The organism is Phycisphaerales bacterium (assembly GCA_040217175.1).
GTDB lineage: Bacteria > Planctomycetota > Phycisphaerae > Phycisphaerales > UBA1924 > JAHCJI01.
Map to the genome: position 1 here is coordinate 132,732 of JAVJNT010000001.1, position 24,935 is coordinate 157,666.

Genomic DNA, 24,935 nt, shown 5'->3' on the forward strand with positions numbered 1-24,935 from the left:
ACTCGTCAGCAGAGGGTCGGGCTCAGTTGCCCGCGGTCTGGCCCGAGCTCGCCTCGAGGGCGACGGCCACCTCTTCCTCCTGCGGGCTGAAGCGGCGGATCTGGGCGGCGACATCGTCGAGGATGCCGGCCATGGACTGCTCGCTCAGCGTCTCGTTCTGGGCCAGCAGGCCGTCGATCTTGTCGGCCGAGAACGGCTTGATGCCCGCGGCGTCGGCCAGGGCCGACTCCTGCGCGATGCGGTTGGCATCGACGCGCTCGGGCAGTTCGGGCGTGCCGAACCAGATCTTGACCTTGCTCAGGTCCATGGCCTGCTCGCCGGTGATCTCGGCGCCGACGACGGCGACGACATGGCCCGAGCGATAGCCAACGTTGAGGCGCTGCGCGGTGGTGTCGCCGACGTAGAGCACCGGCTCGGCGCTCTGACGCGGGTACACCAGGTCGGGGTTGACCTTCAGCACGATGATGTAGCCGCTGTCGACGACCGGGCGCTCGGCGCGCCAGGTGCTGACCTCACCCTGGTCGAGGGTGAACGGCTGGGCAAAAACGATGTCCTGCACCGCCGCCGGCGTTGCAGGCGTCTGCGGGGGAGCGGCGACGACGACGGCAGCAGCCAGGACGGACGCCGCGAGCGTGGTGTTCAGAAACTTCATGGCTCTCTGACTCCGATTGTTATCGGTGATCGTTCAGTTTAGTCCGCGTCCCGAAGGACGCGGACCCCGTGGTGAGGTGCAGGGTTAGCGGAGCAGTTCCAGGTCGTCGAACCCGATGCGGCCGCGGTTGGAGCCGAAGGACGGCCCGAACTCGAAGCGGACGCGGTCGATGTTCGAGAGGTCCAGGGTCGTTCCGTCACGCAGGAAGTCCTGCACGTTGATGCGGAACGTCTCGAACTCGTTGCCCCAGCCCGCGCCCGAACCGGCGCCGGTGCGGGGGAAGGGCTCGTTCAGGCCCGCGTTGCCGTAGGCGCCGATGTTGATCGAGCTGCTGTTGCCGTCGCCATCGATGACCGTGACCGTGAAGGTCTGGTTGGCGGAGATCGCCACGGTATCGGGGTGACGCGTGCCCTGGCAGGCCCGGAAGCTCAGCGTGCTGTACTGCGTCCAGTCCGTGAACTGGGCCGTGCCGAGCAGGTCCCACTGCAGGAAGCGGTCGATGTTGTAGTCGAACACGATGCCACGGGTCTGATCGCCGCCGTTGTTACCGCGGGTCATGCCGTTCATCGGGTCGGACGCGGTCCACGTGAACGACGTGTTGTTGTCGTCCAGGCGTCCCTCGGTGAAGTTGGTGACGTTGAAGCTCACCGTCGCGCCAGAGCTGGCGATCGTCGAGGACGACTGCGTCTGGAAGTCATCGATGATGGTCTTCTCGGACAGGTCGAACGGCGCCTTGTACTCGTTGACGACGTTGGTCGAACTGCGGACACCCAGGGGTCGGGTCGACTCCTTCTCGCGCTGGACGTACTCCATGGCGACCTCGTTGCCGCGGGCCGCGTTCTGGATCAGCACCAGCCACGCGATCTTGGCAACCTGCTGGGCCTCCGCCCGACCGATCTGCAAGGCAGCCGGTCCGCGGTAGTCGTTGAAGCCGCAGCAGTTGAAGTCGTTGTGGTCAGCGCCGAGCACGTACGTGTTCGTGCGCTGGTTGTCGCCCACCTCGGTGTTCGCCCGCTCATAGATGGCGAAGTACTGGACGATGGGCGAGGTCGGCCCACCGTTCACGTCGCCATCGCCCGAACCGGCGATGTGGTGGTGGTTCGAGCCGTGCGGGTTCGAACGCGTCGTCAGCAGGAAGTCGGTCGGCGCGATGCTCGACACGAGGTTGATGTCCGAGATGTCGTAGTTGACCGGGTTGTACGCGCCGTCGAGCAGCTTGTCGTACGCGCGGGCCACGCCCTCGCCGCCACGGCTGTGGCCGATCCACGAGGTGTTGCTCTTGTCCAAGCGGCCATTCAGAGCGCCGCCGGCGATCGTCGCCAGGTTGCCCCAGAAGTAGTCGGTGTGGCGCAGGATCGTCTCGCTGGCCGTCTCGATGCCCGGAACGGTGTCGTTCTGGTGGCTCATCACGACGAAGCCGTGGCTGGCGAAGTGATCATGCATGTAGTCGTACCAGCGGTAGTCCTGGCCGTTGCCGTGCGCGATGATCACGACCGGCACGTCCGTGCGGCTGCCGATGTCGCTCGGGTAGGTCAGGCGCTGCTGGTTGCGGCTGCCCGGGATGCCCGGGAACGATGCCGTGTAGGTTTCCACGCGGGTCCGGGCGGCCGGGCCGAGCGTGGTCAAGTCCTTGAAGAGCCACATGCCGGCATCATCGAGGCCATCGATGATGTCGCCCTCGTCGAGCATGCCGTTGCGGTTGGCATCGACCACGATGTCGTAGGGAACGCCGAGGTTCTCGCCAGCGTCGGCGTTGAGGAAGGCAATGCCACCCTGCTCGAGCTGGTTGTTCGCGGTCGAGGCGCCTCCGCCGAAGGTGCCGGGCTGCGGGAAGCCGCGGGCATCAGTCAGTGAAGGATCGCTGCCCCACTCGGACGCGGTCTTGTCTTCGACGATGTAAACGTCCACGACGCCAGTGGGGGGCGTCACCACGCCGGGGTCGATCGACACCCAGAACGACCGATCGGCCTGGAACGCCTTGACGTAGTCGGCATGCGGGAACTGCGACAGGTCCTCCGAGGCCAGCTCGGCCGAGACGATCTCGCCCGTCGGGCAGCCCATCGCGAACTCGTTCTGGAACTGCAGGAAGTCGAAGATGTCCAGGCGACCGTTGCCGTCGAAGTCGGCGCGCAGGTCGCCAGCCGCGAACAGGTTCTGGAACTCCAGGAAGTCGAAGACGGTCAACTCGCCGTCTCCGTCAAGGTCGGCGCGGCAAGTGCCTTGGGCGTTCGCCGTTGCGGCGAAAACAAGGCCAGCCGCGGCAGCCAAAGAGGCCGCGCGACGGAATTGCATCGGCATGGGTGCTCTCCTCTGAAATTGGGTGTATCGTGATCTCTCTGTACCGGTCCGCTGGTCCAGTGTACCAGCAGCCCCCCGCAACCGGGAGGAAAATGCGGATAATTGACGGGGCTCACAAGGTTCTGGGACCTGACAGTCCCACCCCTGAACTCCCTCCTTCTAATGCTACAAGGCCGCAGTGCGACCCGTTACCCCCTGCATGGCCCGGGAGCATGCCGGCTCTGGCGGTCGGCCGGAATACCTGATCACCCGTAAGAGTTCACCGCATCGTATAGGGAATGCCCTCTTTCGGCCGCATGGCCCTCGGGGGTGGTTCTTGAATAGGGGGTGGCCACGATGAGCCCATCTTCGCCACGCAACCAGAACGCACGCCCACAACGCAACTTCGACCCGATGATCCGCAACGACCAGCAACCCGACCAGCCTCTCGACGCGACGCCAACGACGGCGTCGGCGCGGCTCTTGGAGTGTCATCCAGCGCCGGCCTACGCCGTGCGGTGGAGCGACGGCAAGATGGTGGTCGACTGGGCCAACGCGATCGCCCGCAGCCTGGGCAACCCTTCTGCAGCATTGGAGGCATTCGGCGTCGACGAGCACGTTCGCACCGAGATGACCGACGCGCTCCGCGAATGCCGAGCATGTTGCCTGCGAGATGCGGGCAACCGGGAGGTTCGGGTCGAGTTGGTCCGCCAGCCCGGGTCCGAGGACGCGGCATGGTTGCTGATGATCGAGCGCGATCGTGGCCCCGCGGCCGGCGATATCAAGGCCGGACTGAGCGGCGGAGCGGGCGGCACGATGGAACTGCTCGTGGCCGCGCTGGACGTCATGCCGGCCGAGGTTGCGCTGCTGGACAACTCGGGCCGGATCATGGCGGTCAACAAGGCCTGGCGTGAATTCGCACGCCTCAACGGTCTCGAATCAGACGACGCGTGCATCGGCTCGAACTACCTCGAAGCGTGCGATCAGGCCGACGGAGAAGCCGCGATCGAGGCCAACGCCGTCGCGAGCGGACTTCGATCCGTGCTCGCCGGCCAGAAGTCGGCCACGTACGTTGAGTATCCGTGCGACAGCCCGGACGAGCAACGCTGGTTTCAGGTGAGAGCCTCTGGATTCGAGTGGAGCGGAACGAGATACGCGGTCGTCGCGCACGAGTCGCTGACCGAGTCGAAGCGTGCCGAGCAGCAGCACCGCCAGCAACTCGACGAGATGACGCACCAGTGGCAGAAGAACTCGCTGGGAGAGCTCGCCAGCGGCATCGCGCACGAGCTCAACCAGCCTCTGGGTGCCATCACGAACTACATGAACGGATGCCTGCGCCGCCTGGAGGCGGGCACCATCGATCGGGAGCAGCTCATCAAGACCGTGCGGGGCTGCGCCGAACTCGCCGAGTTCGCCGGCGGGATCATCAAGCGGATGCGCGGCTTCGCGTCGACGACTTCATGCCAATACCAGCCCATGTCGCTCAACGACTCGGTTCGTCAGGCAATCAAGTTCTTCAAGGCGAGCCCCGAGAGCGCGAAGGTCCGGCTCCGAGCCGAGCTCGCCCAAGACTTGCCGATCGTCCGTGCCGACGAAGTCCAGATCCAGCAGGTGGCGCTCAACCTGCTGCGCAATGCGCGGGACGCGGTTCTCGCTGCGGGCTGCTCGCCGGCCATCGTCCGCGTGCGGACGTACGTGGACGACGAGAACATGGTGTGTCTCGCGGTTTCCGATAACGGCAAGGGGCTGCCCAACGGCGTCGAGGGCCGGCTGTTCGAGCCATTCTTTTCCACGAAGAGCAAGGGGATGGGCTTGGGCCTGTCCATCAGCAAGACCATCGCCGAAGTGCACGGCGGTCGTTTGACCGCGTGCAACGCAAAGGGCGAAGGGGCGTTGTTCGAGCTTCGGCTGCCTGCGCATCAGCGGGCCGCAGGCATCAACGGAGATCGGACCGCCGAACGGGGCGACTCGCTCGCCCAACATTCATCACGATCCAAGAACCAAGGAGGCGTCGCATGAGCCAGGTACAGACAGAAGAAACCCCCATGACCAAGGCGGCGACCGTGTTCATCGTCGACGATGATCCGTCGATGCGTGACTCGCTCCGCTGGTTGATCGAGTCGGTCGGCCTCAACGTCGAACCGTTCTCAAACGCTGACGCGTTCCTCGAAGAATTCTCGGGCGACGCGCCCGGCTGCTTGGTACTCGACGTACGCATGCCCGGTACGAGCGGCATGGAGTTGCTCGACATGCTGAAGGGGCGTGGCGTCAAGCTGCCCATCATCATGATCAGTGGCCACGGCGACGTCCCCATGGCAGTGCAGGCACTCAAGCGCGGCGCGATCGACTTCCTCGAGAAGCCCTTCCGCGACCAGGAACTGCTCGAGCAGATCTCCCGCGCGATCGAAGTCGACGAGGAACGACGCTCGCAGGCCGCCAGCGTCGCTGGCATCCGTGGCCGGCTCGAGAAGCTGACCCCGCGCGAGCGTGAGGTCATGGAGCTGGTGGTCGACGGCTACGCCAACAAGCAGGTGGCCGCCAAGCTGGGCCTGAGCGAGAAGACCATCGAGGTCCACCGCTCTCGGGTCATGAGCAAGATGCGGGCCCGGACCCTGCCGTGCCTGGTCAAGATGGCCGTCGCCGTCGGCGTGGCCGAGGCGACCGATTGCGCCGAGCAGGACACCAGCACGGTCTGACCGGCTCGCTTCTACACTTGGCTGTATGACGAGCCAGTCGGCGGGCCATGAGCATCAAGTGATCGTGATCGGCGGCGGACACGCTGGCGCAGAAGCCGCGTGGGCCGTCGCCAATCTGTTGGGCGGCGAGAAATCCGTCGCGCTCGTCACGCTCCGCATCGACACCATCGGAGCGATGAGCTGCAACCCGGCCATCGGTGGGCTCGCCAAGGGCCAACTCGTCAACGAGATCGACGCGATGGGCGGGCTCATGGGGCTTGCGGCCGACGCGACGGGCATCAACTTCGCGCTGCTCAACCGCAGCCGCGGGCCGGCCGTTCGGGGTCCGCGCACCCAGAGCGACAAGCTGGCCTATCCGCGGGCCATCCGATCGATGCTCGACGCCCGTCCGGAAATCGAGATCATCGAAGCGGCGGTCGAAGCGTTCGTGCTCGAGGGCGATCGCGTGGTCGGCGTCCGGCTCGGGCCGGGGACCGGCGAGCAGCGCTCTTTTCCTGCGGAACTACGCACCAGCGCCGTCGTCCTGACCACCGGGACGTTCATGCGCGGGCTCATGCACACCGGCGAGCAGAAGTCGGCCGGCGGCCGTCACGGCGAAGCGCCGTCCGTTGGCATCTCGGCGGAGCTCACCAGGCTTGGCTTCGAACTCGGCCGGCTTCGCACGGGAACGCCGCCGAGGATCCAGAAGTCCTCGATCGAGTGGGATCGCCTGGAAGACCAGCCGCCCGACGATAGCCCCGAGCCCTTCAGCCGCCTCACGCCGCTGCCTGGACAGGCGGTCGGCTGGACGGTGGGGGGCGTGGCGGCGCCGCACTTCCCCGTTCTGACGCCGACGCCCTGCAAGAAGACGAGCACGTCGCCCGTGGCCCACGAGTTCGTCCGCCAGAACCTGCACCGAGCACCGATGTTCCGCGGCGACCTCGCGCCCGGCCCGCGCTATTGCCCGAGCATCGAGGACAAGGTCCATCGGTTCGCCGAGCGCACGTCGCACACGGTCTTCCTCGAGCCCGAGAGCCTCAAGAGTGACTGGGTCTATTGCAACGGCATCGCGACGAGCCTGCCCGCCGACGTGCAGGACGTCGTCGTCCACACCATGCCCGGTTGCGAGAAGGCCCGCGTCTACCGCTGGGGCTACGCCGTCGAGTACGACATGGTCCGCCCGCACCAGATCGAGGCGACCGGCCGCACCAAGCGGTACGAGGGGCTCTTCCTCGCCGGACAGATCAATGGCACCAGCGGCTACGAAGAGGCGGCGGCCCAGGGCCTCGTTGCCGGCATTAACGCGGCGTTGCTCGCGAGCGGTTACGAGGCCAACTTCGTGCTCGGCCGCGACGAGGCCTACGTCGGCGTCTTGATGGATGACCTCGTGACGCGGACGCCGGTCGAGCCCTACCGGATGTTTACCAGCCGGGCCGAGCACCGCCTGCTGCTGCGGAGCGACAATGCAGCCGAGCGCCTCACGCCGAAGGCGATCGAGCTCGGCCTGCTGCAGTCGACCGAGATCGGCCGGCAGCGCATCGAGAGCTTCGAGCGGAGTACGAGCGAAGCTGATGCACTCCGCTCGCTCGTTGCCTCGGCAACCATCAACGGCCGACCAATGTCTCACGCGCTCCGCCAACCGCAGTACGACGACGCCAGCTTCGAGCGCGACGTCTCGCAGATCGCAGGCCGATCGTTCGACCCGCGCGTGCTCCGCATGGTTGCGGCCGAGCACCGCTACGAGCCCTACATCAAGCGGCAGGCCAACGAGATCAAGCGGCAGCGCGAGATGGAGCGTCGCCGCATCCCCTCGCACGTCGACTACAAGACGATGTCGAGCCTGCGTACCGAGGCGCGGCAATCGCTCGATCGTTTCCGTCCCGCGACGTTCGGCCAGGCGTCCAGGCTCGAGGGCGTGACGCCGGCCGATCTCACGCTGCTGGCGGTGCTCGTCGGCCGGCAGGGCTAGGCGTTAACTCCTCTGGCGGCCCTCGATGACCGCCGTCAGCACGCCGATGCCGATGAGCATGAGGTCATCGAGTTGCTCGCTATCCTGCAGCACGGCCACGCCCATCTTGAAGACGAACGGATTGAAGTGCTGGCGGAAGATGGCGATCTCGCCGCCGCTCATATCGGTCAGGTAGTACTTCTGGGGCATGAACGTCGCCGCCGCGTCGATCGTCCGGCGGAGCAATCCGCGAAACGTCGAATCCTCGCGAAGCGTGCCGATCTGCTCGCCCCGGTCGTCAAAGACCATCCATTCGTCGCGTACGAACGTGCTCTTGAGCCCCTTGCGCCGGAGCGAGCCGATGGACTGGCCGTTGGGCAGCACGACGTCGTAGGTCGCGCCGAAGTCGATGATCTGTCGGGCCTTGATGCGCAAGAGTTCGGTATCACGCGAGCGGTCCGTAAAGAGGACGATCTCCTCCTTGAACTTAAACAGCTTCTGTCGGCAGTAGCCGACCATCTGGCCGTCGCGGTCGGTAATAAAAAACTGCGGGACAAGGTCGAAGACCTTGGCCCGGATGGTGTACTGCTCGTTGTGGTTGCGAGAGTGGGTGGCGGCCATGGTGGCCCATGTTAGGTCCGGCTCAGTCCTCGGCGGTCTCGCCGACGACCCACCGCTCGAAGTGCACGAGCTTGCCCTTGGAGCCCACGAGGTCCTTGATCTTCGTGGCCGGGTCCTTCACGAAGGGCTGCTCGACCAGGGCGACGGTCTCGAAGAACTTGCGCATGCCGCCCTCGACCATCTTCTCGGCGATTTCCTGGGGCTTGCCGCTCTCCATGGCTTGGGCAAGGCGGAACTGCCGCTCCTTCTCCACCAGCTCGGCCGGCACGTCGTCGGGGTTCACGCCCGCGGGGGTGGGCACCGCCGCCACGATGTGCATGCAGATGTCCTTCATGGTCGAGTCATCGACGTCGCCCTCGGCCTGCAGCAGCACGCCCGTCTTGCCGTCGTGGTGCACGTAGCTGGCGAACTTGCCGCCCTGCAGGGCCTTGCCGCGGGCGTAGCTGATGTTCTCGCCGGTGGTGATGCGGATCTCGTCGAGCGTGCCCGACGCCGAGTCGGGCATCGCGACCTCACCGGCCCCGGCGTCCTTGGCGGCGCTGGCGATGTCCTGGGTCATCTGCACGAACTTCTCGTTCTTGGCGGTGAAGTCGGTCTCGGCCCGGATCTCAACGATGGCGGCCTTGTCGCCGTCGATCGCCACGCCGATGCGGCCCTCGCCCGCGGCCCGATCGGTCCGAGTCTCCATCTTGCCCTTGAGCTTCTTGCGCAGCAGCTCCTCGGCGGCGTCCTGATCGCCGCCCGCCTCGGTGAGTGCCTTCTTGCACTCCATCATCGAGAGGCCCGTCTTTTGACGCAGCTTCATGACGTCCTTTGCGCTCACTTCGACTTGTGCCATGCTCAGTCTTCTCCGGCTCGATGGGCCGACCGCTGCTCGGGGTCGGCGGGTGTCTCGTGGTTCGTGTTGGGCCGCGATCCCGGGAGCGGGGCCGCGGGGGAGTGGCTCAGTTTTCGGTAGCCGTCGCGGCGGGCTGGTCGGCCTCACCCTCGGCAGCGGGGGTGGGCGTGGGCGCATCGGCCGAGTACTGGGCCCGGCGGCTGCGGCGGCGGGGCTGCTCGGCGGCGCTCTCGTCCTTGTCGCTGGCGGCTTCGCTCACGCTGCGTCCCTGCTTGCCCTCGGACACGGCCTTGCACAGCTCGCGGATGATCACATCGATCGATCGCATGCTGTCGTCGTTGCCCGGGATCGGGATGTCGACCACGTCCGGGTCGCCATCGGTGTCGATGAGCGCGATCGTGGGGATGCCAAGCTTGCGGGCCTCGCGGATGGCGGTCATCTCGCGCTTCACGTCGATGATCATCAGGGCGCCGGGCAGCTTGTCCATGCCGCGCACGCCGTCGAGGTTGCGGCGGATCTTGGTCATCTCGCGGCGGAGCTGGCTCTCCATCTTCTTGGAGTAGCTGGCGAAGTTGTCTTCCTGCTCGATCGCCTCGAGCTCTTCGAGCCGCTTCAGCCGCGTGCGGATGGTGCGGAAGTTGGTCAGCATGCCGCCGAGCCAGCGCTCGGTCACGCAGTGCATGCCCACGTCCTTGGCCCGCTCTTCGAGGATGTCCTTGGCTTGGCGCTTCGTGCCCACGAAGCACACGTCCTTGCCCTCGGACACCGTCTTGGCCAGGAACCGCTTGGCCAGCAGCAGGCCCTTGACGGTCTCCTTGATGTCGATGATGTGCAGACCGTTGCGCCGGTCGTAGATGTAGCGGTTCATCTTCGGGTTCCAGGCGCTGGAGCGCTGGCCGAAGTGGATGCCCGCTTCGATGAGGTCCTTGACGAGAGAGTTTTCGGTTGCTTCGGCCATGGCGAGAGCCTTTCGTGCAGCGTCACCGGCGGTAGCAAGGCCCGACCCCGACGCTCGGCACGTGCCGGCCTCAAGGGTGCCCCGCCCAGGGCGCTTCTCGTGGGACGGCCGGACTCGGCCGCTCCGGAATCAAAAAAGCGCCGGCTCCCATCCCGTAAGCCCGCCTCCGAACGAATGGGGCGAGACTCGGGGTTCGGGATTGCCCGCGTCGGCACACTCGGACCACCGTGCCGAGGCAAAGTATAGCCGTTGCCGAGGGGCCTGCCCTTGCATGCGCCCACCCGATCGACGGCCATAGGCTGAGGCCGACGCCCATCCCCGAGTTTGGCTTCCGCCAGGAGACCCCGCCATGCCGCCCGTCGAGTCAACGATGCTGCCCCTGGGTTCGAAGGCCCCCGACTTCAGCCTGCTGGACTACTCGGGCTCGAACCCGCCCGGCACCGTCATCGACCTCGACGGGTTCCAGGGTGCCAAGGTGCTGGTGGTGGCCTTCATCTGCAACCACTGCCCCTTCGTGAAGCACGTTATGGACGAGCTGGCCCGCCTGGGACGGGATTGCACGCATAAGGGCGTCGCGTTCGTGGCCATCATGCCCAACGACGTCGACACCCACCCCGACGACGCCCCCGAACGCATGGCGGAGATCGCCCGCGAGCAGGGCTTCGAGTTCCCCTACCTCTACGACGCCGACCAGTCGGTGGCCAAGGCCTACCAGGCCTCGTGCACGCCCGACTTCTTCGTGTTCGACGCGAACTTCGAGCTGGCCTACCGCGGCCAGCTCGACGACAGCCGCCCGGGCACCGACGAGCCCGTGACCGGCCGCGACCTGCGGATGGCCATCGAGGCGGTCATGACCGGCGAACCCATCGACTGGCCCCAGAAGCCGAGCATCGGCTGTTCGATCAAGTGGAAGCCCGGCAACGAGCCGGAATACGCCCGCTGAGCCATCGGTTGCCCGCACACCCCCCGTGGGAGCAGCGAACCCTCTTTGGAGATCATCGACATGCAGATTCGAAAGATCCTCGCAGGCGGCGGCCTGGTCGCCCTGGGCGCCATCGGCGCGACCGGCGTGGCGGTCCTGTCCAACGGCCAGCCCCCGGCCGCGGCGTCGGCCGCGATCACGCCGGCGTCGTTTACTGCAGCGGCGGCTGCGGGAGAGATCGACGGCGTGCATTCGGGCGTGGTGTTCCGCATCATGCACGGTGGGTCGTCGCCCTTCCACGGCATCTTCCCGGGCATCGAGGGCACGCTCGACCTCGATCCCTCGAACCCTGAGGCTGCGTCCATCGACGTGACCATCGACGTCACGCGCGTGCTCACGGGCAACAACTCCCGCGACGAACACCTCCGAGCCCCGGACTACTTCAACGTCCGCCAGTTCCCCACGAGCACGTTCAAGGCCAACGGCGGCACCGCCAACGGCGACGGCAGCGTGACCGTCGACGGCGAGCTCACCCTGCTGGGCAAGACCCTGCCCGTCTCGGCAACCATCACCAAGACCGGCGAGGCCGACTTCCGCGGCCAGCCGTACTCGGGCTTCGAGGCGACCATGAGCTTCGATCGCAGCGACTTCGGCATGATGACCGCGATCGAGAACGGCGGGCTCGGCGACACCGTCGAGCTGACCGTGTTCGTCAAGGCCGCCCAGTAGCGCCGCATGGATCCTCGCATCAACGCTGCGCTGTACGGCGGCGTCGTGCCGGGCGTGATCGCCACGCTCGTGCTGCTGCTGGCCGGCCTGCTGGTAGCGCTCAAGCGCGGCCCGCTGCCCCCGCCGACGGCGCCGCCGTTCAAGCGGTGGCCGATGACCCCCAGAGGCGCCGTCGAGCGCGGCATCGTCCTCGTCGCGACGCTGCTCGTCGGGGCGGGGGCCGTGCTCTCGATGCGCCTCGTCGAGAGCTACGACGGCTGGTGGCCCGAGAACGTCAACCTGCGCACGCCCGCGCTCGTAGCGATCGGAGCGATCGTCGCGGCGCTCGTGGCGGCGGGGCCGGCCCGGTGGTGGTTTGCGCTGCCACTGTGCCTGCTCGGCGGCGTGGCGATCAGCTACGGCATCCGAGAGCCGCTGTGGTTCACCGAGAACCTGGCGCTCGACATCGCCCTCGATGCGCCCGCCATCGGCGTTTCGGCGTTCCTGGTGCAGGTGTTGCTGAACCGCCTGGCGAACCTCGACCGCGGCGTGGTCACGCGGCCCGTACCCGTTGTCGTGTTCGCCGCGTTGCTCGTGACGATTCCGGCGATCATTTTCCACTTCGGCGTCAGCGTGTCGTCCCAGCAGGCGGGCATGGTCCAGGCCGTGCTCGTGTCGGGAGCGATCGCGTTGGGCCTGTACGCGCACTCGGCGGGACACGTCGTCGTACGTGGGCTGGGCGTGCTGGCCGCGATGGCCATCAGCGTGTGGATGCTGCTGGGCCGGACCGTGGGCTCGCCGCTGCTGACCGAGTGGTCGGTCGCGCTGCTCCTGATCGCCGCGTTGGGCTGCGGCGTTGCGGCCCTCGTCGTCCCCCGGCTCAAGAGCTGGTGGACGCCCGCGTTGCTCGTGATCGTGGTGGTCGGAGCGCCGTTGGTCGCCGCGACGCTCGTCCAGCACGCCGCGTTCACCAAGAAGGAATCGGCCTCCGAGGACTACGGCTACTGACCCTCGGCCGTCGGCGCGAGCCGAGCCCGCCACGCCAGGAACAGCGGAATCTCCCGCCGGGCCCGGTTCTCCTCGTCGGCCCTGGGGCCGGGCTCACTCTGCCGTTGGCTGGGCCACTCTTCGAGCGCCTCGATCACGAAGCCACAGCGCGCCAGCGCCGATACATAGGCCTGCATCGGGCGGTGGTGGGTCGTCGTCGTCACGGGCCGACGGCCACGGGCCGCGGCGCCGGGATTCATCACGATCGGGTGCGCGTACGGGGTGAGGTAGCCATCGACGCGGCGGTACTGCCGCTGGTCTGATTTGGGGGTTCGCCCCGGACCCGAACTCTCATGCTCATCCCACTCCCAGCTCGTCTGCCCCGGCGCGCGAAACGCCGGGTGCAGCACGACGGCCACGAACCGTCCGCCCGGCTTGAGCGACTGCGCCACGCCTCGGAACACCGCCTCGAGCGTGTCGATGTTCATGAGCGCCATGATGCAAGCCGCGGCGTCGTACTCGCCGCCCAGCTTCAGTGCGTCGAGCTGCCGGGCATCGCCAGTCTCATAGCCTTCCAAACCTCCCGCTCGCTTCTTCGCGGCGTCGATCAACCGTCCCGACGCATCGACGCCCGTGACGCGTACGCCGAGCTGGGCCGCAGCCCGCGCCAGCACGCCCTCGCCGCAGGCAACGTCGAGCAGCTGCTCGCCCTCGCGCAGGTCAAGCAATCGCAGCGTGCCCGGGATGATGACCGCAGAGTGGTGGTCGCTCTGCCCCTCGCCCACCAGCTTGTCGTACCACGCGGCCACGTGGTCCCAGCCCTTGGCCGCCGATTGCTGGGGCTTGGGTCCGGGTTCCCTGGGCTTCTCGATCGACTCGTCGGGCGCCTTCTCGCCCACGAGCGTGTAGAACCGGGCAGGCGGGGGCGACTCGAACACGAGCCGCTGGCCCGTGCCCGGGTGGTGCAGCGAGAGCTTGCTCGCGTGCAGGCATAGGCGCAGGTTCTTGTTCTTCTTCTCGGCCGGCGTGGGCTCGGGGCCATAGAGGCGATCGCCCAGGATCGGGTGCCCGGCGTGCTTGAGCTGCACGCGGAGCTGGTGCCGCCGGCCGGTTTCCAGCCGAAGCGTGACCATCGCGCGCCCCTTGCCCGCGTGCAGCACCCTGGCGTGCGTCACGGCGTTGCGCGCCGTCGTCGACGTCGGCGGCGCCACCAGCACCGTCCGGTGCTCGGGCCCGTCGAGCAAGCGATCCGCCAGCGTGAGCTCGCCCTGCCACTCCGGCGCGCCACTCACGACGGCCGTGTACTCCCGTTCGACACGGTGGGCCCGGAGGTCTTCCTTCAGCCAGGCGTAAACCTCGGGCGTGGTCGCGAAGAGCAGAAGCCCGCTGGCGTCCTTATCGAGCCGGTGCACGACCCACACCCGCGCGTCGGGCCTCGTGTTCTTGAGCCACCGCTTCACGTGCGCGAGCACCGAGTCGCGGGTGGGGTCCTTGTCGGCCGTCACGATGCCCGGGGGCTTCTCGACCACCACCACGCCGTCGTGCTCGCCCAGGATGGTCGGCCGAACCTGCGGCGCCTTGGGCCGGGGGCTCGAGCCGCGCACGTGCTGCCTGGGCCGGAACTCGACGTGCTGCGAGCGGTCGCTACGCGGCGGCTTGCGCTTGGGCTTGCCGCCGCCGTTGCGCGGCTGGCCGGCTGGCTTGCGAGGGGCTGGGCTCACGATGCGGATCCTTGACGATGCGCCCACAGGCCAAGCGAAACCTCGATCAGGCGGCGGGCGAACGCGTCCTTCGAGAGCGGGCCGGGCACGAGCGGCGGCGACCCGTCGGCGAACAGGATTGTCGCGTCGATGCCCGGCGAGTCCATCGTCGCCAGCGGATTCAGCACGATCGCGTGGCAGCCCTTGCGCGCCATCTTGGCCATCGCACGCTCGTGGCTTCCGGCATCTTCCTCGAGGGCGAAGCCGATCGCGATCGCCCCCGGCTTGAGCGTCTTGGTCGCCATCGCCAGCAGGTCTGGCACGGGCTCGAGCGCAAGCGTGAGGGTTTCGCCGGTCCTCGGGAGCTTGCCGGCGACCGGGCTCGTCGGCCGATAGTCGGCGACCGCGGCCGCCATGATTAGCACGTCGCACGCGGGCGATTCCCGCGTCAGCAGGGCCTCGAGATCGGTCGACGAGCGGAACCGATGCACGGCAGGCCCCGAATCTGGTGCTTGCTCAGGGTCGGCGTTCGCGGGCCCAGTTTGGGTATTGGTCAGTACATCTCCGAGTCCGCCGACGGGCCCGAGCAGCAGCGTCGTCCGGCATCCCTGCCCCCGCGCGGCTTCGGCCAGCGAGAGCCCGAGACGGCCGGATGATCGGTTGGCCAGATAGCGGACCGCGTCGATCGGCTCGTGCGTGGGCCCCGCAGTGATGAGCACCGAGGGCGGCGCGGCTTCGTGCGGGCGATGCGATGGAGTACGGCTGGGCATGACGGCTCGAAGAGGGAGGCGGCGCTCGGGGCGGTCAAGGCTAGGTTTGGCGGAGGTTGGACCGGTGCAATGTCTGCTAGCACCGCCCCAGCGGCGGCCTCCGGGCGTACGCTGTCTGGGAGCACCGCCGGGCCAGTCGGTTCGTGCGGGGCTATCACAGACTTCACGCTGGATCGGCCGAGGTCGGTCGGCGTCCGAGTTCGAAGCGTCAATCGGGACACAAGGGCGTTATGGCACGAAATCGCAAGAAGCTCGGTGAGATCCTGGTGGCCAGCGGCGTGGTCACGCAGGAAGACATGGACAAGGCCGTCGGCATCGCCAAGGGCTCGCGTCGGCGCGTCGGCCAGGCGCTGGTCGAGGCCGGATTCGCCACCGACGAGCAGGTCGCCCAGGCACTGGCCGAGCAGTACGGCGTGCCCTACGTCAACCCCAACGACCCGGCCACCAAGGAGACCGTCCAGGTCGACCTGATCCCCAAGGAGATCGTCCGCAAGCACATGGTGCTGCCGGTGGCCAAGGACGGCGGGCGGCTCAAGCTGATCGTCTCGGATCCGATGGATCTGGAACTGCAGGACATGCTGCGGTTCCGCCTGAATCTCGAGATCGATCCGTTGCTTGCTTCCAAGTCGGCCATCCGGACTTTTCTTGAGGGCGGCCCGGAGAACGGCCAAGCACAAGCTGCGCCCGACCAGCAGCAGGAGGGCAAGCCCGGCGAGAAGGGGCTCGTCACCGCGTCGATCGACCGGTCGGTGGACCGCTCGGTCGACAAGTCGATCGACGTGGCGTCCGAAGACGCGCCGATCGTGAAGCTGGTGAACCGCATCCTGAGCGAAGCCGTCCGCATGCGAGCGAGCGACGTGCACATCGAGCCCATGAGCGACCGGGTCCGGCTGCGCTACCGCATCGACGGCGTGTGCATCGAGCGTGACAATCTGCCCAAGCGCATGCAGCCCGCGCTGCTCAGCCGCGTGAAGCTGAGCGCGGGCATGAACATCGCCGAGAAGCGCATCCCGCAGGATGGCCGCATCAAGCTGCCCGTCGACCAGACTGACATCGACTTCCGCGTCTCGGCCTGCCCGACCTACCACGGCGAGAGCGTGGTGCTGCGTATCCTGCGGCCCGACGCCGTCCGCATCGGCCTGGTGAACCTGGGATTCGAGCAGGACAACCTGGACGTCTTCAACAAGATCATCCGCCGGCCCAACGGCATCTTCCTGGTGACCGGTCCCACGGGCTCGGGCAAGACCACGACGCTGTACTCGGCGCTCGATGTGCTCAACCGACCCGACCGCAAGATCATCACCGCCGAAGACCCGGTCGAGTACAACTTCGAGGGCATCAACCAGTGCCAGGTCCGCGAGGCCATCGGCCTGACGTTCCCGGCGATCCTGCGAAGCATGCTTCGTCAGGCCCCCAACATCATCCTGGTCGGTGAGATCCGCGATCGGGAAGTGGGCGAGATCGCCATCCAGGCGGCCCTGACCGGCCACCTCGTGTTCAGCACGCTGCACACCAACGACGCCCCGAGTGCCATCACGCGCCTGATCGACATGGGCATCAAGCCCTTCCTCGTGGCCAGCTCGATCCAGGCGGTCATGGCCCAGCGGCTCATCCGCATGCTTCACCAGCCCAGCAAGGTGCTCGACGACAACCCCGACCCCAAGTTCCTGCACCTGTGCGGCATCAAGGCCGGCGAGTGGGAAGGCCGGATCTACAAGCCCGGCAACGCCCCCGAGGCGCCGACCGGGTACAAGGGCCGAAAGGCCATCTTCGAGATGATGCTCATGAACAGCAACATCCGCGAGATGGCCTTCCGCAAGGCCCCCGTAGCCGAGCTCCGCGTTGCGGCGCTCCAGAGCGGCATGAAGACGCTGACAGAGGACGGCAAGCGGAAGATCCTCAGCGGGCAGACCACGCCCGACGAGGTCGCCCGAGTGACGCAGACTAGCGACTGACGAACACCCCCGCGAGCTGCATCCATTCGGGCGGCTCGTTCGACTTGAGGAGACCATGCATGGCCTCGTACGACGATTCGGGCGACCGCGGAGGCGCCACCGTTCAGATCGACCGACTGCTCGACACCGTGGTCCGCACGGGCGCGAGTGACCTCCACCTGACCGTTGGTCGCAAGCCGACCGTCCGCCTCCACGGCGGGCTCAAGAACCTGGAGACCAAGGTCCTCGATTCGGATGACATGGTCTCGCTCATGAAGTCGATCACGCCCGAGCGCAACCAGCAGGAAATCAACGAGATGGGCGGCACGGACTTCGGGTTCGGCTACGGCGACGCCGCCCGCTTCCGCGTCTCGATCTTCAAGCAGCGCGGCGACCTGGCCCTGGTGCTCCGCCTCATTCCCAACGAGCTGCTGACCTTCGAGCAGATCGGCCTGCCCGAGGCCGTCCGCGACCTCAGCCGCCGCCCCCGTGGCCTCTTCCTGGTGACCGGGCCGACCGGCTCGGGCAAGACGACCAGCCTCGCGACGGTGCTGGACTACATCAACACCTACTACGACCGCCACATCGTGACGATGGAAGACCCCATCGAGTACTTCCACTACCACAAGAAGAGCGTGGTGAACCAGCGCGAGGTCGGCAACGACGTGCCCAGCTTCGCCGAGGCCCTCCGCCGCGTGCTCCGCTCAGACCCCGACGTCATCCTCGTCGGCGAGATGCGCGACCTGGAGACCATCGAGGCGGCCATCCGAGCCGCCGAGACGGGCCACTTGGTGTTCGGCACCCTGCACACCACCGGCGCCGCCAAGACCATCGACCGCGTGGTGGACGCCTTCCCGGTCAGCCAGCAGAACCAGATCCGCGTGCAGCTCTCCACGGCCCTCATCGCCGTGCTGAGTCAGGCCCTGCTCAAGCGGGTCGACAAGCCGGGCCGGATCGCGGCCTACGAGTTCCTCCTGGTCACCCCGGCCATCGCGAACCTGATCCGCGAAGGCAAGACCTTCCGTATCGATTCCTCGATCCAGACGGGCGCCAAGTTCGGCATGCAGCTGCTCGATGACCACCTCTGGAACCTGTACACCAAGGGCATCATCAGCGCCGAGGAGATGGTCGATAAGGCCAAGGATCCAGGTGCCCTTCGTGATCGCGTGCACCAGGCTGGCAAGACCATCGGCCGTCCGGAGCTCGACGAAGACGACGTGGCGTGATCGAAGTGTTTGCAACATGTATGGATACTGGCTGAATCAAGCGATTGATTTAGCCAAGTATCCATGTGTCTTATATCATTTTGTCCCGAGAATCGTCCGAGTTCCTGGCATCATCACGGCGTGATGGGCGAAGATATCTGGACGCCCGCTCGTGCGGGCTCTCGGGACACCGAAGGACCCTGGCATGGCCACAACAAATCCCGAAGAGCTGAAGGGCCGGAAGATCGGCCGCGTGCTCACCAAGATGGGCAAGGTGTCTCGCGAGCAGGTGCACGAGGCGCTGGCCATCCAGCGGACTCGCAAGAAGAAGATCGGCGAGGTGCTCGTCGAGCTCGAGTACTGCACCGAGGCCGACGTTCAGGCGGCTCTGGCGGGGCAGGCCGGCATGGCCTACGTCGACCTAGCCGGCAAGTCGCTCGATGACGCGACGGTCGATGCGGTGCCCGCCGAGAGCGCGAGGGCGTACGGGATTGTCCCGATCGAATTCAACCAGACGGCCCGCCGCGTGAAGATCGCCATGAAGAGCGCGAACAACTTCCGGGCGGTCGACGACCTCCGGCTGTTGTTGGGCATGACCGTTGAGGCGGTGGTGGCCGATCCCGAGCAGATCGACGCGCTGCTGGCCAAGCACTATACCAAGAGCGAGTCGGTCGTCGACGTGGTGAGCAACCTTGCCTCGGACAGCAAGTTCGACGCGCTGGCGGGCCATAGCAGCGACTCGATCGACCTGGACGCCATCGCGACGGCCGCGAGCGACAACCAGGTGGTCAAGCTGCTGAACCTGGTGCTGCTGCAGGCCATCAAGGACAAGGCCAGCGACATCCACTTCGAGCCCTTCGAGGACGAGTTCAAGATGCGATACCGCATCGACGGCGTCCTCTACGAGATGGTGCCGCCACCGAAGCACCTGGGTCCGGCCATCACGAGCCGTATCAAGGTCATGGCGAACCTGGACATCGCCGAGCGGCGCCTGCCCCAGGACGGCCGCATCGAGCTTCAGGTCGGCGGCAAGCCAGTCGACCTCCGCATCGCGGTGCTGCCCACCATGCACGGCGAGAGCGTCGTGATGCGTGTGCTCGATCGCTCGAACGTCGAGCTGAACCTCGAGCGCATTGGCTTCCGCGAGGACGACCTGGTCCGCTTCCGGGCGCTCATCGAGAAGCCAAACGGCATCGTGGTCGTGACCGGGCCAACCGGTTCGGGCAAGACGACCACGCTGTACGCGGCCCTGGCCGAGCTCAACCGCATCGAGACCAAGATCCTGACCAGCGAAGACCCGGTCGAGTACGACATCGACGGCCTTTGCCAGGTGCAGGTGAACGACGACGTGGGCCTCACGTTCGCCAAGGCATTGCGGAGCTTCCTGCGTCAGGACCCCGACGTGATCCTGGTCGGCGAGATCCGTGACCTCGAGACCGCGCAGATCGCCGTGCAGGCATCGCTGACGGGCCACTTGGTGCTGAGCACGTTGCACACCAACGACGCGCCGAGTTCGATCGTGCGCCTGATCGACCTGGGGCTCGAGCCCTTCCTGCTCACCGCGACGATCGAGGGCATCGTGGCCCAGCGACTCGTGCGCAAGATCGCACCGTCGGCCCGAGAGGCGTACGAGCCCACCGAAGAAGAGCTCATGGAGCTGGGGCTGCGCCCCTCGGACGTGGCCGGCAAGTCGTTCTACCGGCCACGCAGCGACGCGGAGTACGGCGGATACAAGGGCCGGATGGCGCTCTTCGAGATCATGACGATGGACGACACGATCCGCGACATGGTGATGCGCGAGGAGAGCTTGAACCTCGTGCGCGAGCATGCTCGTGGACGGGGGATGCGTTCGCTCCGAGAGAGCGGATTGCTGGCGATCTACGAGGGGCAGACGTCGATCGACGAGGTCGTTCGCGAGACGCTGGTCGAGGAATAGAGCCCGGGGGCCGAGACGGGAATGGATGCGGCGATGAGCCGTGGATCAGGAGTTCGAAGGCATGGCAACGTTCACGTACGAAGCCCGCGACGCCCAGGGCAAGATGCGCAAGGGCACCCTGGAGGCCAACACCGACGAGGAGGCCATCGGCCGGCTGAAGAGCCAGAGCCTCTACCCCACGTCGGTGCGCGAGCAAAAGGTGAAGAAGTCCGAGGGCGCGGAAGGCCCGGCAGTCAACAAGAAGAAGCGCGGTGGCGGGATCGTGCTCTTCGGCAAGGTCAAGAAGAAGCAGCTCACGCAGTTCACGCGTCAGTTGTCGACCCTGCAGGACGCGGGCCTTCCGCTGCTCCGGAGCCTCCAGATCCTTGAGGGCCAGGCCAAGCCCGGCCCGCTCAAGAACGTGCTCATCGACCTGACCGACGAGGTGCAGGGTGGCTCGAGCCTTTCGGAGGCGATGGCCAAGCACCCCAAGGCGTTCGACCGCCTGTTCGTCAAGATGATCGCGGCCGGCGAGGTCGGCGGCGTGCTGGACATCATCCTCCAGCGCCTGGCCGAGTTCATGGAGAAGGCCCAGCGGCTGAAGCGGCAGATCCGCGGCGCGCTGGTCTATCCGATGGTGGTCGTGTTCGTGGCGGTGGCCATCCTGGTCATGATCATGGTGGTCATCATCCCGCAGTTCCAGAAGATCTTCGAGGACTTCGGCGTCGAGCTGCCCTGGCTCACCATCTGGCTGACCGACACCAGCATGTGGATGGCCGGCCGCCAGCCGGGCCAGGTCGTCCCGGGCGCCGTCATCTTCGTGGGCACCCTCGTTGCCATCCCGTTCGTGTGGAAGATGGTCCGCCTGGCCAAGCCCGGCCGGGCGCTGACCGACCGGATGGTGCTGTGGACGCCGGTAATCGGCAAGGTGAGCCGCAAGTCGACGGTTGCCAAGTTCACTCGAACGCTGGGCACGCTGATCTCCGCGGGCGTGCCGATCCTCGAAGCCATCCGCATCACGGCCGACACATCGGGCAACGCGGTGTTCGAGAAGGCGCTGCTGCGGGTGCACGACGCGGTGCGCGAGGGCGAGAGCTTTGCCGTGCCGTTGCGCGAGAGCAAGACCTGCGAGCCCATCGTGGTGAACATGGTGGACGTGGGCGAAGAGACCGGTGAGCTGGACGTCATGCTCATGAAGGTCGCCGACAACTACGACGAGGAGGTCGACGTGGCGGTGAAGGCCGCGCTGTCCCTGCTCGAACCCATCATGGTCGTCTTGATCGGCGGCATGGTGGGCACGATCGTGATCGCGATGTTCCTGCCGATGGTGGCGATGATCGAGTCGCTCAACGGCGGGGGCCTGTGAATACGTCGGGGCTGCGTGCCGGCGCGAGGCGGCTTGGGGAGGGCGCCTTCGCGTCGGCACGCCCCGGCGGTTTTGGGGGACCGGGCCGGTCGGCCCAGATGCATCGAAGGGGCCGCGGATTCACGCCGGCCCATGGAAGGAAAGACGCCCGATGGCAGGACTGACCCGGACAACTCGGACGGCTTCGCACCAGGGCTCGGCCGCGCGATCGGGCTTTACCATCGTTGAGCTTGGCGTCTCGATCCTGGTGATCGCCATCCTGATCGGGCTGCTGCTGGTCGGTCTCAATCGCCTCTCGCGGACCGCCCAGAGCGGGGCCGAGCGGGCGAACGTGAACGCGCTGAAGATCGCCATCGAGTCGTTCAAGAACGACTTTGGCTTCGCGCCTCCGCTGGTCAAGGACGGCCTGACCTATCCCGGTGGCACGCCGACGACCTCGCCGCTCGTGAGCATGAGCGGATCGAACTTCGTCGACGTCTACCGCACCGACGTCGACACGGATGTCGAGTTCTTGCAGGGCGACGTTTCGGGCATGGAAGACATGCGATTCAGCGTGTACAGCCTTTCGTACTACCTGATCGGCGTGCTCGATGCCGACTACGACGGCAACGATGGCGTGGGCTTCCGCGAGCCGAGCCGCGATGGCACGTTCCGCAAGGCAGGCGGCCGGCTGACCGATCCGCTATTCGACGCGGCGGGCGACTCCGATCGGCTCGTCGAAGTCGACGCCGAGGAGGGGCGATTCGAGCTCCGCGATCGCAACGGCGTGCCGTACCGCTACTACCGGTGGCTGCCCATCGATTCCTCGGCGGCAAGCAACGTGACGGACCTCCGCCGCGTGCCGAGCCTGGTCGGAGATCCGGCCGAGAACATCGAGCTTCGCGATGCCAAGTACGCGATCGTGGCGGCCGGCCCCAACCGCGTGTTCGGCGACCTGTCGACCGAAGACCGCGAGCTGCTCGAAGCCGAGCTCGGGCGCGGCCTGACCGATGCGGAACTCGAGGCCGCGGGTCGCGCCGACAACATCGTGGAGGTGGGGCGATGAGGACGACGCGCAACTTCGAGCGTGAGCATCGGGGCCTGCATCGACGGGCGTTCACGCTGGTCGAGCTGATCCTGGTGATCATCATCATCCTGATCCTGGCGGCGATTGCCATCCCGGCGTACGCCTCGCTGACCTATAGCAGCAACCAGAGCGGGGCGGCCAACGCCGTGCAGGCGGCGCTCCAGAGCGCTCGTGATGCGGCCGTGCGGGCCGGCTCGGGCCGCGACGCGGCGGCCGTGTTCCTGCTGGGCGACGACGGCCGCGTGCGCATCGTGGTGGCCCAGGCCGAGGCGAGCATCCTGGACGACGCGGGCGGCGGAAGCGAAGTCCTTCGCGACATCCTCGTGCCGTCGCCGGGCGTCGAGGTCGTGGTACTGCCGCGGAACTGGTCGGTGCGGGGCTACGCAAGGTCGACGGCGCTCTCGACCGCCGGCGGCTCGCTGCCCGACAACCTGGGCTGGTACGAGGACACGTATACCGGAGGCGACCGCGACGTCGGCCAGTGGGTGTTTCCTGAGACGATCTTCTACGACCAGGCCCAGGGCAACAACGGCGACAAGCGCCAGTCGTTCATGGTGCGGTTCGAGGGCGGCACCGGTCGTTTCCTGAGCTCTGCCAGCGGAAAGGCGCTGTACATCGATCCCGCGCCGACGCTCGCGTTCCGTGACCCGGGCACGCCGCCATGGAGTGCGAACCGGGTCGATCGCGAAGAGAACCTGGGTCGGTTCGTACGCAAGGTGCTCGCCGATCCTTCGATCTCCATCGGGGATAAGCGTCTGCTACTCGGCGACGTGTCGAGCGACACGGTCCTGGTCGGGCCGGTCGGGCAGATCGCCGTCTACAACGAGAAGCGGCTGGCCAACGCCATCGGCGCCGATGGCCTGAGCCGCAACACCGACACGCTCTACAGCCCGATCGGTGGATCGGTGAGCGGACCCGAGTACGACAGCGCGATCTTCGGCTCGGTCACCGATCCAGAGATCAACCTGCGCATCGGCCTGTGGATGCGTGCGAGCGGTCTGGAGGCCGGGGCGCTTCCGGCGTCCGAGACCTCCGACGCCCGCATCTTCCTGGTGTCGCGGTACCTGGGCCAGCCCATCGAGGCCGCCCGCCTTGCGGAGGGAGACTGAGCATGCGCGGTCGGACCATGAGCCAGCGGCAGCGACGACGCACCCGCGCGGTAGCGGCGTTCACGCTCATCGAAGTGCTGATGTCGATTTTCGTGCTCGCGCTCGGGCTGCTGGGGCTCGGGGCGCTCATCCCCGGCATCATCCGCGAGCAGCGCGTTGCGTCGGACCGCACGCTGGGCATCGTCGTCGCCAACGACGCGAAGACCTACCTCAACGCACGGTCGGACCTGCTGCGCCTTGGTCTCAAGCCGCCGGTCGGCACCGGCCTGAGCACGGGCACCGGGCGCGAGTTCGGCTTCGGCTCGCTGCTGCTCGACGACGAGTGGTCGCCGACGTACACCTGGGATCTTGCCTCGCTGGACGTCAACCTGTACGAGGACGAGGGCAACGTCGTTATCGGTGACCCTGTCGACACCGTCGATCCGGCCCGCATTCCGCTCAGCGATCGGCTGTATCCGACGGCCTCGTCGAACCTCGACGAGCCGCAGTTCGTGTGGGACTTCGTGGCGCGCCGGCTGCCGCCGACCGAGGACGACGGCTTCGCGCTGCTGGCCGATTCGGAGTACACGCTGACCCCGTCGACGCCCGAGCAGTGGCGGGCCGGTCTTGAGATCGCCGTGTTCGTGCGGCGCGTCGATACGGGCATCCGCGTTCCCGCGGGCGAGACCGGGTACACGGTCATGCTGGGCTTGGCGTCGACGACGGTGTTGCCGGTCGGCATCACCGAGATGGGTGCGTTGACCGGCGCCGGAGGCGACACGGGCCAGAACCAGATCTACGCGCCGCCGATGACATTGGCGGCGGAGTACGACGGCGTGCGTTCGAACGTCCTTCGTCTCGATGGTGATGCCGCGCCCTCCGGCGCGATCCCGGGCGGATCGGTCACGCTCGAGAACCGGCTGCGGCTGGCGAGCCAGGTCGGCCAGCAGCTTGTCGACAACCTGGGCAACGTCTACACCGTTGAGGAAGTGTTGAGCTCGGGTTCGAGCTTCGCCGAGGTCCGCGTGCGGCCGGGCATCGAGGGTTGGATCCCGCGGACGTCGGGCAGCCCGTCGGGTTGGGACGACGAGCGAGCGTGGACGCAGGTCCGGCAAGTGGTGTTCGTGCCCCAGCCGCCGGCGACCGTCGTCGTGTTCCGCGTGGGCATCGATCCGGACGAGATCGAATCGCCGTCGGGTTCGGGCGCAGGGAGGCTGCCGCTGTGAAGAAGCTAAGGGGAGCCAAGAGAAGCAACCGGGCACGGGCCCTGGCAAGCGCGAGCGGCCGGGCGGCAGGCTTTACGCT

20 protein-coding genes are annotated in these 24,935 nt (G+C 67.0%); 13 read left to right on the forward strand and 7 right to left on the reverse strand.

The genetic code is table 11. From position 1 onward, the window contains the following. Positions 1-22 precede the first annotated feature (22 nt). Both RIA68_00580 and RIA68_00585 read right to left on the reverse strand, forming a co-directional pair. The gene (locus RIA68_00580) at positions 23-652 is read right to left on the reverse strand and encodes a hypothetical protein (protein MEQ8315926.1); all 630 of its coding nucleotides are present in this window, start codon (positions 650-652) and stop codon (positions 23-25) included. Between the two features lie 84 nt (positions 653-736). Then, entirely contained in the window at positions 737-2,950 is a 2,214-nt protein-coding gene (locus tag RIA68_00585) for a GC-type dockerin domain-anchored protein (protein ID MEQ8315927.1), read from the reverse strand. A 336-nt stretch (positions 2,951-3,286) separates the two neighbouring features. Between RIA68_00585 and RIA68_00590 the strand changes: the two genes are divergently transcribed. From RIA68_00590 to mnmG, 3 genes are read left to right on the forward strand one after another with little or no spacing between them, the layout of a single operon-like run. After that, entirely contained in the window at positions 3,287-4,948 is a 1,662-nt protein-coding gene (locus RIA68_00590) for an ATP-binding protein (protein MEQ8315928.1), read from the forward strand. After that, complete coding sequence (locus RIA68_00595) at positions 4,945-5,625, forward strand: response regulator transcription factor (GenBank protein MEQ8315929.1); 681 nt, start codon at positions 4,945-4,947, stop codon at positions 5,623-5,625. Before RIA68_00590 ends, RIA68_00595 begins: the two co-directional genes overlap by 4 nt. A 25-nt stretch (positions 5,626-5,650) precedes the next feature. Continuing rightward, positions 5,651-7,573 (forward strand): tRNA uridine-5-carboxymethylaminomethyl(34) synthesis enzyme MnmG, encoded by a 1,923-nt coding sequence (mnmG, locus tag RIA68_00600; GenBank protein ID MEQ8315930.1) that lies wholly within the window; start codon positions 5,651-5,653, stop codon positions 7,571-7,573. A 3-nt stretch (positions 7,574-7,576) separates the two neighbouring features. On the opposite strand, the gene RIA68_00605 is transcribed toward mnmG, so the two are convergent. From RIA68_00605 to rpsB, 3 genes are all read right to left on the reverse strand, one after another. Further along, the gene (locus tag RIA68_00605) at positions 7,577-8,173 is read right to left on the reverse strand and encodes a hypothetical protein (GenBank protein MEQ8315931.1); all 597 of its coding nucleotides are present in this window, start codon (positions 8,171-8,173) and stop codon (positions 7,577-7,579) included. A gap of 22 nt (positions 8,174-8,195) precedes the next feature. Further along, on the reverse strand, positions 8,196-9,011 hold the full coding sequence (tsf, locus tag RIA68_00610) for a translation elongation factor Ts (protein MEQ8315932.1): 816 nt from the start codon (positions 9,009-9,011) through the stop codon (positions 8,196-8,198). A 106-nt stretch (positions 9,012-9,117) separates the two neighbouring features. Further along, positions 9,118-9,969 (reverse strand): 30S ribosomal protein S2, encoded by an 852-nt coding sequence (gene rpsB / locus RIA68_00615; GenBank protein ID MEQ8315933.1) that lies wholly within the window; start codon positions 9,967-9,969, stop codon positions 9,118-9,120. A 349-nt stretch (positions 9,970-10,318) separates the two neighbouring features. Here rpsB and RIA68_00620 point away from each other — a divergent pair, with 349 nt between their 5' ends. Genes RIA68_00620 through RIA68_00630 form a run of 3 tightly spaced genes read left to right on the forward strand, consistent with a single transcriptional unit; the run spans position 10,319 to position 12,607 of the window. Beyond that, the gene (locus tag RIA68_00620; GenBank protein ID MEQ8315934.1) at positions 10,319-10,912 is read left to right on the forward strand and encodes a thioredoxin family protein; all 594 of its coding nucleotides are present in this window, start codon (positions 10,319-10,321) and stop codon (positions 10,910-10,912) included. Between the two features lie 60 nt (positions 10,913-10,972). Beyond that, entirely contained in the window at positions 10,973-11,620 is a 648-nt protein-coding gene (locus RIA68_00625; GenBank protein ID MEQ8315935.1) for a YceI family protein, read from the forward strand. Between the two features lie 6 nt (positions 11,621-11,626). Beyond that, positions 11,627-12,607, forward strand: a complete 981-nt coding sequence (locus RIA68_00630) for a hypothetical protein (GenBank protein MEQ8315936.1) — start codon at positions 11,627-11,629, stop codon at positions 12,605-12,607. Here RIA68_00630 and RIA68_00635 read toward each other — a convergent pair. Together RIA68_00635 and RIA68_00640 are read right to left on the reverse strand one after the other, a co-directional pair. Beyond that, positions 12,601-14,307 (reverse strand): pseudouridine synthase, encoded by a 1,707-nt coding sequence (locus RIA68_00635; GenBank protein ID MEQ8315937.1) that lies wholly within the window; start codon positions 14,305-14,307, stop codon positions 12,601-12,603. The genes RIA68_00630 and RIA68_00635 overlap by 7 nt on opposite strands. After that, a complete protein-coding gene (locus RIA68_00640; protein ID MEQ8315938.1) occupies positions 14,304-15,056 on the reverse strand; it encodes a phosphopantothenoylcysteine decarboxylase in 753 nt (250 codons plus the stop codon). The genes RIA68_00635 and RIA68_00640 overlap by 4 nt, the downstream gene beginning before the upstream one ends. A gap of 230 nt (positions 15,057-15,286) precedes the next feature. Here RIA68_00640 and RIA68_00645 point away from each other — a divergent pair, with 230 nt between their 5' ends. The 7 genes from RIA68_00645 to RIA68_00675 all read left to right on the forward strand — a co-directional run bounded on the left by RIA68_00645 (position 15,287) and on the right by RIA68_00675 (position 24,856). Continuing rightward, positions 15,287-17,011 carry an ATPase, T2SS/T4P/T4SS family gene (locus RIA68_00645; GenBank protein MEQ8315939.1) on the forward strand — a complete coding sequence of 575 codons (1,725 nt, stop codon included), beginning with the start codon at positions 15,287-15,289 and terminating at the stop codon, positions 17,009-17,011. 59 nt (positions 17,012-17,070) lie between these two features. Further along, on the forward strand, positions 17,071-18,216 hold the full coding sequence (locus tag RIA68_00650; protein MEQ8315940.1) for a type IV pilus twitching motility protein PilT: 1,146 nt from the start codon (positions 17,071-17,073) through the stop codon (positions 18,214-18,216). Positions 18,217-18,400: 184 nt separating this feature from the next. Further along, positions 18,401-20,131: an ATPase, T2SS/T4P/T4SS family gene (locus RIA68_00655; GenBank protein MEQ8315941.1), complete on the forward strand. Its 1,731-nt coding sequence runs from the start codon at positions 18,401-18,403 to the stop codon at positions 20,129-20,131. 61 nt (positions 20,132-20,192) lie between these two features. Further along, complete coding sequence (locus RIA68_00660) at positions 20,193-21,476, forward strand: type II secretion system F family protein (GenBank protein ID MEQ8315942.1); 1,284 nt, start codon at positions 20,193-20,195, stop codon at positions 21,474-21,476. 151 nt (positions 21,477-21,627) lie between these two features. Beyond that, entirely contained in the window at positions 21,628-22,521 is an 894-nt protein-coding gene (locus tag RIA68_00665) for a hypothetical protein (protein ID MEQ8315943.1), read from the forward strand. After that, positions 22,518-23,651, forward strand: coding sequence for a prepilin-type N-terminal cleavage/methylation domain-containing protein (locus RIA68_00670; GenBank protein ID MEQ8315944.1), 1,134 nt, complete (start codon positions 22,518-22,520; stop codon positions 23,649-23,651). Before RIA68_00665 ends, RIA68_00670 begins: the two co-directional genes overlap by 4 nt. Before the next feature lie 2 nt (positions 23,652-23,653). Then, a complete protein-coding gene (locus RIA68_00675) occupies positions 23,654-24,856 on the forward strand; it encodes a hypothetical protein (GenBank protein ID MEQ8315945.1) in 1,203 nt (400 codons plus the stop codon). Positions 24,857-24,935 lie beyond the last annotated feature (79 nt).

What these genes read in the sequence shown, in the direction of transcription:
- RIA68_00640 (MEQ8315938.1), bottom strand. Translation starts at nt 15,056, where the DNA reads ATGCCCAGCCGTACTCCATCGCATCGCCCGCACGAAGCCGCGCCGCCC.
- RIA68_00675 (MEQ8315945.1), top strand. Translation starts at nt 23,654, where the DNA reads ATGCGCGGTCGGACCATGAGCCAGCGGCAGCGACGACGCACCCGCGCG.
- RIA68_00585 (MEQ8315927.1), bottom strand. Translation starts at nt 2,950, where the DNA reads ATGCCGATGCAATTCCGTCGCGCGGCCTCTTTGGCTGCCGCGGCTGGC.
- RIA68_00595 (MEQ8315929.1), top strand. Translation starts at nt 4,945, where the DNA reads ATGAGCCAGGTACAGACAGAAGAAACCCCCATGACCAAGGCGGCGACC.
- tsf (MEQ8315932.1), bottom strand. Translation starts at nt 9,011, where the DNA reads ATGGCACAAGTCGAAGTGAGCGCAAAGGACGTCATGAAGCTGCGTCAA.
- rpsB (MEQ8315933.1), bottom strand. Translation starts at nt 9,969, where the DNA reads ATGGCCGAAGCAACCGAAAACTCTCTCGTCAAGGACCTCATCGAAGCG.
- RIA68_00670 (MEQ8315944.1), top strand. Translation starts at nt 22,518, where the DNA reads ATGAGGACGACGCGCAACTTCGAGCGTGAGCATCGGGGCCTGCATCGA.
- RIA68_00630 (MEQ8315936.1), top strand. Translation starts at nt 11,627, where the DNA reads ATGGATCCTCGCATCAACGCTGCGCTGTACGGCGGCGTCGTGCCGGGC.
- RIA68_00645 (MEQ8315939.1), top strand. Translation starts at nt 15,287, where the DNA reads ATGGCACGAAATCGCAAGAAGCTCGGTGAGATCCTGGTGGCCAGCGGC.
- RIA68_00625 (MEQ8315935.1), top strand. Translation starts at nt 10,973, where the DNA reads ATGCAGATTCGAAAGATCCTCGCAGGCGGCGGCCTGGTCGCCCTGGGC.
- RIA68_00655 (MEQ8315941.1), top strand. Translation starts at nt 18,401, where the DNA reads ATGGCCACAACAAATCCCGAAGAGCTGAAGGGCCGGAAGATCGGCCGC.
- RIA68_00620 (MEQ8315934.1), top strand. Translation starts at nt 10,319, where the DNA reads ATGCCGCCCGTCGAGTCAACGATGCTGCCCCTGGGTTCGAAGGCCCCC.
- RIA68_00605 (MEQ8315931.1), bottom strand. Translation starts at nt 8,173, where the DNA reads ATGGCCGCCACCCACTCTCGCAACCACAACGAGCAGTACACCATCCGG.
- mnmG (MEQ8315930.1), top strand. Translation starts at nt 5,651, where the DNA reads ATGACGAGCCAGTCGGCGGGCCATGAGCATCAAGTGATCGTGATCGGC.
- RIA68_00590 (MEQ8315928.1), top strand. Translation starts at nt 3,287, where the DNA reads ATGAGCCCATCTTCGCCACGCAACCAGAACGCACGCCCACAACGCAAC.
- RIA68_00580 (MEQ8315926.1), bottom strand. Translation starts at nt 652, where the DNA reads ATGAAGTTTCTGAACACCACGCTCGCGGCGTCCGTCCTGGCTGCTGCC.
- RIA68_00650 (MEQ8315940.1), top strand. Translation starts at nt 17,071, where the DNA reads ATGGCCTCGTACGACGATTCGGGCGACCGCGGAGGCGCCACCGTTCAG.
- RIA68_00660 (MEQ8315942.1), top strand. Translation starts at nt 20,193, where the DNA reads ATGGCAACGTTCACGTACGAAGCCCGCGACGCCCAGGGCAAGATGCGC.
- RIA68_00665 (MEQ8315943.1), top strand. Translation starts at nt 21,628, where the DNA reads ATGGCAGGACTGACCCGGACAACTCGGACGGCTTCGCACCAGGGCTCG.